The organism is Sorangium sp. So ce363, from assembly GCF_051520435.1.
GTDB classification, from domain to species: Bacteria; Myxococcota_A; Polyangia; order Polyangiales; family Polyangiaceae; genus Sorangium; species Sorangium cellulosum_B.
In genome coordinates, this window is sequence record NZ_CP150333.1 from 11,467,049 (window position 1) to 11,479,872 (window position 12,824).

Annotated in this window: 8 protein-coding genes and 1 tRNA gene; 7 read left to right on the top strand and 2 right to left on the bottom strand. The window is 71.6% G+C overall.

Translation table 11 applies throughout. The features are described 5' to 3' along the window. Positions 1–133 precede the first annotated feature (133 nt). The 6 genes from mxcH (at position 134) to WMF12_RS43160 (ending at position 6,823) form a co-directional block, all read left to right on the top strand. Positions 134–2,797, top strand: a complete 2,664-nt coding sequence (mxcH, locus tag WMF12_RS43135) for a TonB-dependent siderophore myxochelin receptor MxcH (RefSeq protein ID WP_437854529.1) — start codon at positions 134–136, stop codon at positions 2,795–2,797. A gap of 53 nt (positions 2,798–2,850) precedes the next feature. Beyond that, positions 2,851–4,149 (top strand): hypothetical protein, encoded by a 1,299-nt coding sequence (locus WMF12_RS43140; protein WP_437854530.1) that lies wholly within the window; start codon positions 2,851–2,853, stop codon positions 4,147–4,149. 48 nt (positions 4,150–4,197) lie between these two features. Further along, a complete protein-coding gene (locus WMF12_RS43145) occupies positions 4,198–5,811 on the top strand; it encodes a PepSY-associated TM helix domain-containing protein (protein ID WP_437854531.1) in 1,614 nt (537 codons plus the stop codon). Then, a complete protein-coding gene (locus WMF12_RS43150; protein WP_437854532.1) occupies positions 5,804–6,151 on the top strand; it encodes a hypothetical protein in 348 nt (115 codons plus the stop codon). Before WMF12_RS43145 ends, WMF12_RS43150 begins: the two co-directional genes overlap by 8 nt. After that, positions 6,144–6,413 (top strand): hypothetical protein, encoded by a 270-nt coding sequence (locus tag WMF12_RS43155; protein ID WP_437854534.1) that lies wholly within the window; start codon positions 6,144–6,146, stop codon positions 6,411–6,413. The genes WMF12_RS43150 and WMF12_RS43155 overlap by 8 nt, the downstream gene beginning before the upstream one ends. Before the next feature lie 323 nt (positions 6,414–6,736). Next, a tRNA-Ser gene (locus WMF12_RS43160) sits at positions 6,737–6,823 on the top strand. A 219-nt stretch (positions 6,824–7,042) separates the two neighbouring features. Here WMF12_RS43160 and WMF12_RS43165 read toward each other — a convergent pair. Both WMF12_RS43165 and aspS read right to left on the bottom strand, forming a co-directional pair. Then, positions 7,043–8,428 (bottom strand): DUF4388 domain-containing protein, encoded by a 1,386-nt coding sequence (locus WMF12_RS43165; RefSeq protein WP_437742537.1) that lies wholly within the window; start codon positions 8,426–8,428, stop codon positions 7,043–7,045. A 199-nt stretch (positions 8,429–8,627) separates the two neighbouring features. After that, entirely contained in the window at positions 8,628–10,577 is a 1,950-nt protein-coding gene (gene aspS, locus WMF12_RS43170) for an aspartate--tRNA ligase (protein WP_437854535.1), read from the bottom strand. Between the two features lie 188 nt (positions 10,578–10,765). Here aspS and WMF12_RS43175 point away from each other — a divergent pair, with 188 nt between their 5' ends. Next, positions 10,766–12,754 carry a hypothetical protein gene (locus WMF12_RS43175; RefSeq protein ID WP_437854536.1) on the top strand — a complete coding sequence of 663 codons (1,989 nt, stop codon included), beginning with the start codon at positions 10,766–10,768 and terminating at the stop codon, positions 12,752–12,754. Positions 12,755–12,824 lie beyond the last annotated feature (70 nt).

The following is a 12,824-nucleotide window of genomic DNA, read 5'->3' on the forward strand; positions in this document are numbered from 1 at the left end:
TTGACTACTGGCAAACTCGTCCATGGACGTCAACTCGGTTTCCCGGCCCCCGCGTCCCGAACCGCGGGCCAGGTCGAAGGTCGATGGGGTGGCGCGAAGTCCGTTTGCGCTTCGAGGCCCGCTTGCAGGGCTGTTGACGTTCCTGCTGCCCAGCGTGCAGGCGCCAGCGTACGCTCAGCCCGAGCGCGCCGCGGATGACCGGGCGCCGACCGTGAGCGCGCCTGCCCCTGGCTCGCCGGGCCTCGATCGCCCGCCGCCCGGCGCCGGGGGCCCCCGGATCGAGCCGCCGCAGCTGCTCGAGCTCGCCGAGGCCGAGTACCCGGAGGCGGCCCGAGCGGCGCGCCGGGAGGGCACGGTCGTGCTGAAGCTCCTGGTCGACGCGGAGGGGCGCGTGACCGAGGCCGAGGTCACGAGCCCGATAGGCGACGGCTTCGATGGGGCCGCCCGCGCCGCGGTGCTCCGGTCCCGCTTCACGCCGGCCCGCCGGGACGGCACGCCGATCGCCGCACGGATCCTCTACAGCTACGAGTTCCGGCTCCCCGAGGAGCCGAAGGCCGAGCCCTCCTCCTCGGCGACGGGGGGAAGCGGGGTCGCGGCCACGGGTACGGCAGCGACCGCTCCCCCGCCGGTCACGGGGCCCGACCGGGCGAACAACGCAGCTCCCCCGCCGGCCACGGGGTCCGACCCGGCGAACAACGCGGCTCCCCCGCCGGCCACGGGGTCCGACCCGGCGAACAGCGCAGCGCCCGCCGAGGTGACCGTGCGCGGCGCCGCGATGGCCGAGCGCCTCCGGCAATCCGCGCAGGCGGTCACGGTCATCGAGACCGAGGAGGCGCAGAGGAGGACCGCGGACATGGGCGAGGTGCTCGCCCGCACCCAGGGCGTCGGCGTGCGGAAGAGCGCGGGGCTCGGCTCCTGGGCGCGCTTCTCGCTGAACGGCCTCACGGACGAACAGATACGCTTCTTCATCGACGGCGTGCCGCTCGATCTCGCGGGGTACCCGTTCGGCGTCTCGAACGTGCCTGTGAACCTGGTCGAGCGCGTCGAGATCTACCGCGGCGTGGTCCCGGTGCGCTTCGGCGCCGACGCGCTGGGCGGGGCCGTCAACCTGGTCACGGATCGAGACGTCCGCGGCACCCATGGCGCGGCGTCGTACGAGGTCGGCTCCTACGACACCCACCGGCTCACGCTCTCGGCGCGGCACCTGCACGAGCCGAGCGGCTTCTTCACCCGCGTGAGCGGCTTCTTCGATTACGCGAAGAACGACTATCCGGTGGATGTCCATGTGGTGGACTTCAAGACCGGGCGCAGGGACTCCGAGCTCACCCGCGTCCGCCGATTCCACGACGCCTACCGGGCGGCGGGCGCCAGCGCCGAGGTCGGCTTCGTCAATCGGCCCTGGGCGCGGCGCCTGCTCCTGCGCGCCTACGTCACCGATTACGACAAGGAGCATCAGCACAAATTCGGCGTCATGGAGACGCCCTATGGCGAGGTCACGAACGGCGAGACCGCGCCGGGCGCGACGCTCCAGTACGAGCAAGGGCTCGGCCGCGGCGTCGCCCTCGACGCGCTCGTCGGGTACACGTACGGGCGCGCCGCCTTCCTCGATGTCAGCGAGTGCAACTACGACTGGTTCGGTCGCTGCCGCAGCAAGCGCCCCAATCCAGGCGAGGACGAGACGTCCCCCCGGGATCGGGTGTTCCTGGAGCACAGCGGTCTCGGCCGCCTGAACCTCCGCTACCGGCCCCACCCGGAGCACGCGCTGCAGCTCTCCGTGTCTCCGACGTTCATCACGCGCACGGCAGAAGAGCGCAGGCTGGACAATGACGCCCGCGAGCAGCTCAGGGGCGCGCACAGCCTGTTCACCTTGGTGCTCGGCGTCGAGCATCAGCTCAACCTGCTCGACGATCGCCTGGAGAACAGCTCCTTCGTGAAGGACTACGTGCAGCTTCTCCGCATGACGGGGCGCCTCCCGGGGCTGCACGGGTACTTCGACCAGCGGGAGCGCGACACCCACCGCCTCGGCGTCGGCGATGGCCTCCGCTATCGCTTCTCCGAATGGCTCTACGCCAAGGCGTCGTACGAGTGGACGACGCGGCTCCCGCGGCCCGTCGAGGTGTTCGGCGACGGGATGATGATCGTTTCCAACCTCGCGCTCAAGCCCGAGACGAGCCACAACGGGAACCTCGGCTTCACGATCGACGCGCGCGACACCGCGTGGGGCGCGTGGCGGCTCGACGCGAACGGGTTCGTCCGCGCGGTCGAGCGGCTCATCGTGCTGAACAACCGCACGGAATCGATCCAGTACATCCACGTCTCGGGGGCACGGTCGCTGGGCATCGAGGCCGCCGCCGGCTGGACGTCGCCGGGGGAGCACCTCGCCCTCGACGGCAACATCACCTATGACGATTTTCGCAAGGTGTCCGACGAAGGGAACTTCGCTGGCTCCGAGGGTGAACGGATGCCGAACCGGCCGTGGCTCTTCGCCAACGGCTCGGCGCGCGTGCAGCTCCAGGAGGTCGTCGCGCCGCGCGACGCGATCTCGCTCACCTGGGATACGCGCTACGTGCACGAGTTCTACCTCGGCTTCGAGAACTGGGGGCGGATCGACTCCAAGGCCAAGGTGGACTCGCAGCTCCTGCACTCGCTCGCGCTCACCTACGTCGCGCGCGACGAGCCGCGCACGGTGAGCTTCACCATCGAGGCTCACAACCTCACCAACGAGCGGGCCTTCGATTTCTACGGTATCCAGCGACCCGGGCGGACGCTGTTCTCCAAGGCGACGCTGGAGATGTGATGACGACGATGTCGAGGTGAGCCCTTTCGCTCGCACGACAGAAGGAGACACGGATGAGTGTGATTCAGCGGAAGCAGCGGTCATCGACCCGAACGAGCGCGACGGCCTTCGTGCTCGTGCTCCTGACCGGCGTGCTCGGCAGCGGCTGCGGCGACGACGAGACGTCGAACCCCGTCGATCACAGCGGCAGCAGCGGGCAGGGCGGCGCCGGGCAGGGCGGCGGTGGCGGCGGGCAGGACGGCGGCGACGCGTTCATCGTCGCCACGCGCGTCTGGGACGACACCGCGACCAACTCTTACTTTCACGTGCTGCCGTCGATCGAGCCAGGCACGGAGGTCGACCCGTCCCAGGCGCTCGAGATCCCCGGATCGGCACGGCTGTTCGCGTTCGAGGGGCTGGGCTGGTTCGGCATCGGTGAGGCCGAGGCGCCGACGATCTCGCGTTACACGCTCGATGGTTCCAACAAGCTGGTCAAGGGAGACTCGATCAGCTTCCAGCCCTTCGGCGTGCAGTCCCTCTGGCCTACGAATTACCTCATCTCGTCGACGAAGGTCTATCATCCGGATCGCGCGGGCGAGCAGATCGTCGTGTGGAACCCCACGACGATGGAGGTAGAAGGGACGATCCCGCTGCCGGACACGCACCGCGAGGGCTACCTGGCGCTGTACGGATACGGGTCTGTTCTGCGCGGCAAGACGCTGCTCATCTCGGTGGGGTGGTTCGACTGGAAGACGACCGACACCATTCTTCCGGAGACCGGGCTCATCGCGATCGACACCGAGACGGACACCGTCGTGCGGTTCGACGTCGACGACCGGTGCGGCGGGATCACGCAGCCCATCGAGACGGCCTCCGGCGACGCCTACTTCGTGAGCTCGGCGCTGGCGGGGGCGGCCTATCACCTCGAGCGCCTGGAGTCCGAGCCCTGCGCGCTGCGCATCCTGAAGGACGCGGACGCCTTCGACCCGGACTTCCATCTGCTCCTGAGCGAGCTTTCGGACGGCGCGATCGCGGGCGATCCCATCCCTGCGGGCGGGGACAGCCTCTTCCTCCGGGTGTTCGAACCGGAGCTCGCCACGATCGAGGAGGAGACCAAGACGTCAGGAGTCACGAGCCAGCCGGCGTGGCACTGGTGGCGGTGGGACACCGCGACCAACGAGGCCACGGCGGTCGGGGAGCTGGCCCCCTCGCCCGCGAACGTCTCCTTCTTCGAGGTCGACGGCCGGGTCTTCACGATCGATGAGGGGAGCGGCTCCACGGAGAGCACGCTGATCGAGCTCACGGCCGAGGGCGGCCCGAAGCTCGGCCTGAAGACGCCGGGATACCTGCACGGGCTGGCGAAGGTGAGATAATCTCGCGCGGCGCGCGGCGCTCCGCGCGAGGGAACAGGGTGACTCGCGATGGCCAAGAAGCTCTCCCGCCATGCCTTCACGACCTTCTGGAGCGTGCACGCATGGGCAGGCGTGATAGGTGGGCTCTTGCTCTACGTGATGTTCCTGTCGGGGGGGATCACGCTCTTCCGCAGGCAGCTCGCGGTGTGGGAGGAGCCCCTGACCCAGCAGCGCTCCTCCGTCGAGCAGGTAGGGCTCCAGGCCACGCTCGATGAGGGGCTCGCCGCTGCGGGGACGACGCCGGAGCAGCTCTGGTTCGACGTGCCGGAAGGTGGGCTGGGCGCCGCGCGGCTACTCTACTTCTCGCAGGGCGAGGCGGTCACGGCGTGGGTCCACGAGGGGCTCGTGCCCGAGCGAGAGCGGCTGTCCGACTTCCTCTACGACCTGCACTACCTCTGGCACCGAGCGACCGGAGTGTGGCTGTTCTATGTGGCCGGTCTCCTGTGCGTCGCGCTCCTGCTCGCGCTGGCGACCGGCGTGCTCATCCACCTGAAGGACATCGTCCGGCAGTTTCATCAGTTCCGGCCGGACAAGACGCGCCGTGTCCTGTGGTCGGATATGCACAAGGTGCTTGGCGTGATAGGCCTTCCGTTTCAGCTCCTGTACGCGTACTCCGGCGCGTTCATCGTGTTCCTGGGGGTGCTCGTCGGGGTGTTCACGGGCCCCGTGTTCGGCGGCGACGCCGCGCGGGCGGACCTCTCCGCCTGGGGGGCGTCCTTCGCGGACGAGCCGGCGCAGGGGACACCCGCTCGTGGCCTGACGCTGGACGAGCTCATGGCCCGCGCGCGCGCCGCGGAGCCCCGGCTCGTGCCCGAGAGATTGCGTATCTGGCACCTCGGTCTCGACAGCGGGACCGTCGATATCCGCGGCTCGCTCGAGGGCGTCCCGTTCACGCGTGGCAGCGTGCGCATGCGGCTGCGGGCGATCGACGGAGCGGTCCTCTCGCTCGACGCGCCGGGCGCCGAGGGCGCGCGCAGCGACGTGTTTCGCTGGATCTATGGCCTCCACTACGCCGATTTCGGCGGCACCACGCTTCGCATCCTGTTCTTCGTGCTCGCCCTGGCGACGTGCGCGACGATCCTCACCGGCAACTGGATCTGGCTCGCTCGACGGGAGGCGCGGCAAGAGCGCCTCGGCAACCGCCTCCTCGCGCGGCTCACCGTGGGCTTCGGCGCTGGGACCGTCGTCGCGACCGCGGCGCTGTTCCTGGTGAGCCGGGCGTTCCCGCTCGACTGGGGCGCGCGCGCGACGGCCGAGGAGCTGACGTTCCTGGGGGTGCTCGTGCTCTGCATCGCCTGGGCGCTCGCCGCGCGTGACGGCGGGCGCCTCTGGTCGCGCCAGCTCGGGCTCGCGGGGCTCTTGCTGCTGCCGGTCCCCGCGCTCGCGGCGCGCTGGTCGGGGGCGGGGCTCTTCGGCGCGGGGCCGAAGCTCGGAGCCGTCGTCGCCGTCGATGTCGCGCTCCTGCTGGCGGCCGCGGCGCTCTGCGCCTCTGCGTGGGCGCTTCGCCGGGCAACCTCGCGACCTGCGGCGCGGCTGCTGGTGACGCGCCGCGCGCCGCAGCCGGCGTTGACCCACGGCGGGGCAGGGCTCGTGGCCAGGCGGCAGACGGCGTCCCATGGTTGAGACCGCGTCGGTCCTCTCGGCGTATCTCGCCTTCGCGTTGCTCCATGGGGCGCGGCCGGAGCGCCTGCCGTTCGGCGTCGCGGCGTGGCTGCGGGCGAGGCGCGAATGGCGCGCCTCGGCCCGGGTCCTGGCCGCCGCCTTCTTCTCCCTGTCGGTGTGGCTGTGGAGCCGGGCCGAGGCCGGCGCGGCGGCGTTCCTCGTCCCCTTCGCGACGCTCCTCTGCGCCGCGAGCGCGTTCGTCCTGCTCGCGCCGGTCTGGCCGCGCGCCGTCTGGGGCCTCGCCTTCCTGTGTCCGCCGGCCATCGCCGCGCTCTCGCTCCTCGGAGCGCGCCATGGCTAGCCGCCGCCTCGACTCCGCGCTGCGCGTGCTCGCGGCGCTGATCGGGACTCTCCCGCTCGCCGTCCTGGCGAGCGTGTGCCTCGCGCGATTCGCGCCGCTCGCCGAGGATACGCGGTCCGCGCTCGGCTTTTCGCTCGTGGTACCGCTCTGGCTCGTGGCGATGTGCTTCGCCTTCCTGGCCCGCAGCGCGGCCCGCGCGTGGGGGGTCTGCGCGGCGCTCGGCGCCGTGTTGCTGGCCCTGGCCTATGTGGTGCCGCAATGACGGACGCGCGGTCCTGGCGACCGGAGCTGTCCCGGCGCGTTCAGCGCTCCCCGTTCGCCCGACGGTGATCGGCCGATCCGAGCGCCAAAGGACGAGCCTGGCGGCCCGCTTCCCGGGCCGTCCGTCCCGCCCCCTCGGGATCCGTCGCTACCGGCATCCCCCTGCACGATCTTTTGTGCACGGCGACAACCTCTTTGGTATGTTGCCGCTCCCTCGCCGCCGCGCCGAGCGTCGGACGAGCCAGCGTTCTTTCTATCGTCATGCATCGAGGTCCGCGCTGCTCCTGCGCTGAGCACGGGGCGGGTGGACCATCCTGGGTACCAGGAGAGGTGGCCGAGTGGCTGAAGGCACACGCTTGCTAAGCGTGCGATCGGGAAACTGATCCGCGGGTTCGAATCCCGCCCTCTCCGCCGCGAGAACGCTCAGCGCTACGCCCGTCGTGCGGCGGCCTGAGCACCGCGAACACGCGAACACGCGAACACGCGAACACGCGAACACAAACAGACGACCCGCGGGTGATGCGGGCCGCGCGCGCGCCGCTGCGGCGAGCAGCGCGTGGGTGGTCATCGCGCCGTCGCGGCCTCACGCGGGCCTCACGCAGGACCGCGTGGCCCTCGCGGCCCCGGCGCTCAGGCCGCCCTGGTCCTCAGCACCCGCGACTGGAGGAACTGGTAGATCGTCTTGATCGCGTCGAACGAGCCGACCGCGCTCTCCTTGATCACCTCGTTCACCGTGCGCGAGCCGTTGACCGCGCCGAGCACGAGCTGCTCGATGCGCGTCAGCTTGCCGGAGCCCACGCCGTCGAGCGCGACCTGGTCGACGACCACCACCTGGTCGAAGTTGATCGTCCCCTCCATGAGCCGCCACTCGTCGACACGCCGGAACCCCTCGAGGACCAGCGCGGACACCGGGAGGCCGAGGTGCGCCTGCTCGACCTCGGGGCGGAACGGCTCGCGCGTGAACGAGAAGCGACCGTAGGGCCAGCGCAGCACCTCGTAGATGAGCTCGCTCGACTGCCGCTCCAGCACGGCGATGAGGTCGTCGTTCGTCGCGACGCCGGCCTCCACGAGCACCTGGCCGAGCAGGGCGTGCGGCCGCTTCGCGCGGAGCAGCGCCTCGAGCCGCTCCCGCGTCAGGAGCCCGCGCTCGATGAAGTAGCGGCCCAGCTTGAACTCGTCCGACGAGTTGCGCGCCTGCACCAGATCGATGAGCCCCTGGCGGAGCGAGATCGTGACCGACGCGCGGTTCGTGGTCACCCGGAGCACGCCCGTCTGCCGCTGCATCTGGAGCAGCTGGAGGATCTCGGCGAGCGGGATCGCCGAGACGTCGCCGCTCATCACCTCCTTCGCGTCCGCCGGCGTATCGTCGAGGTCGCGGAGCGTCAGGGTCAGCTTGGAGACGACCTCGCTCGTCATCACGCGGGCGACCGCCTGCATCACCGCGGCCTCGTTGGTCCGCGCCTCGGGCGAGAGGCTCATGATCGCCGGCGTCATCACCGTCGACAGCTGCTGCGCGAACTCCGCGCCGGTGCGCTGGCGCATGTTCCTGGCGAGGAGGCTCGGCCGCACGCTCTCGGCGATCGTGTCCTCGTCGGGCATCTTCGCGCCCTCGGGCACGGGCCGCGCGCGCCCCTCCGCCGCCTTCGAGAGCGCGCCCTCGATCACCGCGACCAGCGCGCGCGCGTCGAACGGCTTGGTGATCGCGTCGACGGCGCCGGTCTGCTGGACGAACTGCCCCCTGAGCTTGTCGCCCTTGGCGCTCATCAGGACCACGGGCACGTTGCGGTGCGACGGGTTCGAGCGGAGCTCCCGGCAGAAGGCGTAGCCGTTCATCCTCGGCATCACGAAATCGAGGAGGACGAGGTCGTATTTCGGCCCCTTCTTGACCAGCTCGATCCCCGCGAGCCCGTCGCGCGCCACGGTCGGGTCGAACCCATTGCGAGCGAGGATGGCGCTGACGACCTTCAGGATGGTCGGGCTGTCATCGACAACGAGGACTCGCGCCGGGGAGGCCATGGCGAAGGATACAGGCCCTACCCTACCAGAAGTGCGCGGCCTGCAAACATAAAGGCCAACGCGGACGGCCACGCGCGGCGAGGCAGAGCACAGCGAGCGCGGTCGCGGCGGCGCGCGCGACCGGCGACAGGCCCGCCGCGCCGCCGCGCCGCCGCCGCCGGAGGTGCACCCGATCGCGCGCGCGTCCCCCGCCTTGGCATCAGGCGCCGGCGCTGCCGGTGCCCGTCGCGCCCTGCCGGGCGTCCGCGGCCGCGACCGCCGTCTTCACGTGAAGCTCGGTGAGCTGCGCGGCGTCGACGATCACGGGCGCGCCGGTCATCTGATCCGTGCCCTGGTTGGTCTTCGGGAACGGGATGACGTCCCTGAGCGTCGGCGCGCCGCTGAGCAGCATCGCGAGCCGGTCCATGCCGAGCGCGATGCCGCCGTGCGGGGGCGCCCCGCTGCGGAGCGCGTCCAGGAGGAACCCGAACTTGTCGCGCGCGTCGTTCTCGTCGATGCCCAGCGTCTTGAAGACGCGCGCCTGCACCTCGGGATCGTGCAGCCGGATCGAGCCGCCGCCGATCTCGAACCCGTTCAGCACGAGATCGTAACGGTAACACTCCACGCGCGCCGGATCGCTCTCGAGGAGCGCGACGTGCTCGTCGATCGGCCGCGTGAACGCGTGGTGCGCGGCGGCCCAGCGCCCCGTGTCCTCGTCGAACTCGAACAGAGGTGGGTTGGTCACCCAGAGGAACCTCCACTGGTCGCCATGCCCGTACTCCGGGATGAGCCCCATCTTCTTCGCGACGTCGATGCGGAGCTTCGCCATCACGGTGTGCACAACGGCTTCCTTGCCGAACTGGAAGCAGAGGACGTCGCCCGGCTTGGCGCCGAGCACCTCGTTCAGCTTCTGCCGGAGCTCCGGCGTGATCGACTTCGTGAGCGGCGACTGCGTCCAGGAGCCGTCCTCGGCGAGCTTGGCGCGCGCGAGGCCGCGGAAGCCCTTCACGTCGCGGAGCCCGCGCTCGAGATCCTCGGTCTGCTGGCGGGACAGGTTGGCGCTCGCCGGGATCACGAGCCCCTTCACGATCTCGGCGGGCAGGTCGCGCCGCAGCTTGCCGGACTTGAACTTCTCGGCGAGCTCGACCCAGAACGGCACCCCGCCGCCGTTGTGCTCGATGATGAGGTCCGTGAGGTCGGTGTGCTCGATCCCGAAGCGGAGGTCGGGCTTGTCGTTGCCGAAGCGGCGCATCGACTCGGCGTACGGCATGCGCGGGAAGCGGCCGGTCGGGTAGAGCTCGGTGAGGTCCTTGCCGAGGGCGGCCTTGAACACCGCGAAGACGAGCCCCTCCATCAGCCCGAAGACGTCGTCCTGGTTCACGAACGACAGCTCGACGTCGATCTGGGTGAACTCCGGCTGCCGGTCGATGCGCAGGTCCTCGTCCCGGAAGCACTTCACGATCTGGAAGTAGCGGTCGAAGCCCGCGACCATGAAGAGCTGCTTGTAGAGCTGCGGGCTCTCGGCGAGCGCGTAGAACTTCCCGGCCGAGATCCGCGAGGGGACGAGGAAGTTGCGCGCCCCGCCCGGCGTGTACTTCACGAGGAAGGGCGTCTCGAGCTCGAGGCAGCCGTTGTCCGACAGGTAATTGCGCGTCGTCCGGTTGATCTCGTGGCGCATCCGCAGCGCCCGCTGGAGCGGGGCGCGGCGCAGGTCGAGGTACCGGTGCTGCAGGCGGATCTCCTCGCGCGTCTCGATCTCGTCCGCGATCTCGAACGGCGGCGTCTCCGCCCTGTTGAAGATCGTCGCCTCGGCGACCCAGACCTCGATCGCCCCCGTGTCGATCTTGTCGTTCACGTTGCCTTCTCGGCTGACCACGACGCCCCGGACGCCGATGACCCACTCGGATCGGGCCCGCTCGGCGGCGGCGTGCGCGTCGACGAGGTCCTTCTCCTCCACCTTCAGGCCGTGCTTCCTGATCGCCTCGAGGTAGCTGCGATCGAAGACGATCTGCGTCACGCCGGTGCGGTCGCGGAGGTCGATGAAGATGCAACCGCCGTGATCGCGGCGCCGCGCGACCCAGCCGAACAGCACGACCTGCTTGCCAATGTCCGCCTCGCGCAGATCGCCGCAGCGGTGCGTCCTCTTGAGCTCATCGATGAAACGGGACACGAGCCGACCTCCGATTTTCCGTGGAAGGGGCGACTCTAGCCCAGGTCGCCGCTCACCGCCTCTCCGTATCCTCCGCGCCGTGCGCGCGCGGATCGGCCCCGCGCGCGCCGCGCCGCCGCCGAACCGCGCGCGGCGCCGGGGTGCGCTGGAACTTGGCCCGGCCGCGGCCGATCTGGCATGGCCGCTCGGTGGGCTCCGGAGAGAAACGCTGCTGGCTCGATCGGTCGCTCGCCTTGCTGTCGGCCGCGCTGCCCTTCGGGCTGTCGCTGGCCCGCGCCGCCTCTTCCGGGCAATGGCGGGAAGATCTCACGGCCGTCCGGGATCTCGGCCTCGTCGCGGTCGGCGTGGGCGGCGGCCTATCGACGGCGCTCTCGCAGGCGCTGAGCCTGCTCCCGCTGGGCTCCCGCACCTTCCGCACCGCCCTCGGATCGGCGCTCGCGCTCGCGCTCGCGTCGCGCCTGCTCTACGGGATGGTCCGCCGCCTCCTCCTGGAGTCCGCGCGGCCGGCGTCCCTCCCGGGGCTCTCGCTCTGGCGCAAGCTCCGCGGCGGCGCAGCCGAGCCGACCCCCGCCGGCGCGCGATCCACGCCCGCCGCGCCCGCCGCGCCGGACACGCTCGGCGGCGCCGTGAGCCCGCGGCTCGCCTCGGTGCTCTCCGCGATCGCCGTCCTCACGGCGGCCCTGTCGCCGACCTGGCAGCGCGAGGCGACGGTCGGCGGCGGCGCCATGATCGCCACCTGCTGCGCGCTCGTGACGCTCGCGCTCGCGTCGACCTGCGCCGAGCAGGCGCGGCACGCCGGGCGCGCGTGGATCGCGCTCGGCGCGCTCCTTGGGGCCACGTTCGCCGAGAGTCCCCCCGCAGGCCTCGCCGCTTTTGCGGCGTCGTACGCGATGTTCCTCGCGCGCGGCGGCGCCCTGCGCGCGGGCGGGCGCCCCGCCGAGGCCTCGGCCGGCGGCCCGCCCCGGCGCATGCTGGGCGCCGCCGCGGGCGCGGGGGCGCTCACGGCCGCGCTCCTGATCGCGCCGCTCGTGCTCAGGCCGCTCGCGCCGCGCGCCTGGGCCGACATCGGCCGCGCGCTCACGGCCGGCAGCCTCGCCGCCCTCGACGTCGCGAGCGCCCGCACCACGGCGCTCGCCGCGTGGAGCCGCGAGATCGGCGTCGTCTCCCTGCTCGTCGCCGCGGCCGGGCTCTCGCTCTCGCTCCTGCGCCCGCGCGCGCGGTGGCTCGTCGCGCCCTTCCTCGTCCTGCTCGCGCTCGACACCCTCCTGCCCGCGCGGGCTGCCGGCGTGCTCTCCGCGGATCCGCTCACCCCCCTGCGCTCGCTCGCGGTCGCGGCGATCGCCGTCGGCTCGGCGCTCGGGGCGCACGCCGCGGTGCGGGCGCTGCTCCACACGCGCGTGCCGTTCTCGCGGAGCGGCGCGGCGCTGCTCGTCGTCTTCCAGCTGACGCTGGTCGCGCTGACGAGCGAGGAGGCAGGCTTCGCCGCCGATCGGAGCGAGCAGACGGCCGCCGAGGTCTGGACGGACGAGGCGTACGGGAGCCTCGATCCCGGGTCCGCGATCCTCGTGCGATCCCCGGCGATCACGTGGCGGGTGTGGGCGGCGCGGATCACGCGCGGCGAGCGGCCCGATGTCCTCGTGGTCCCGATCCCGCTGCTCGATCGCGGCCACGTCGCCGCGAGCCTGCTCGCCGACGAGCGCAAGCTCGCGCCGCTCCTGCGCGACTTCGCGCTCGCGGGCGAGCCCGGCGAGTTCGCCCTCTCCACGCTGGCCGACGTCCGGCCGCTCCACGTGGAGCTCGATCCGCGCTGGTCCAAGAAGCTGCTCGGCCACCTGAACGTCGCCGGCATCTGGCTCGAGTACGCCCCGCAGCCGCTCGGCGCCTCGGATCGCAAGCTGGCGACGGCGCAGTCGATCGTGCCGCTCAGGCGCGTGCTCGAGTCGCTCTCGATCGCCGCGGTGCCGGACACGTCGACGGCGGCCGTCCTCGCGTCCACGATGCGAAGCCAGTCGGACGTCGTGAGCCTCCTCGGCGAGCGCGTCGTGGCGCAGTCGTTCCTCGACCGGCTGGGTGAGCTCGCGCCCGAGGATCCGTTCATCGCCGGCGGCCCGAGCCGCCGCGCCGTCGCCGGTATCCGGCAGGCGTTCATCGCGAAGCGACCTTTGCGCCGCCGTTGATGCGGTCCGCGCGGCTGGAGCAGCGCGCGCGGCGCAACCCGCGTGGCCCGCGCGCCGCGGCTCCGGGCGC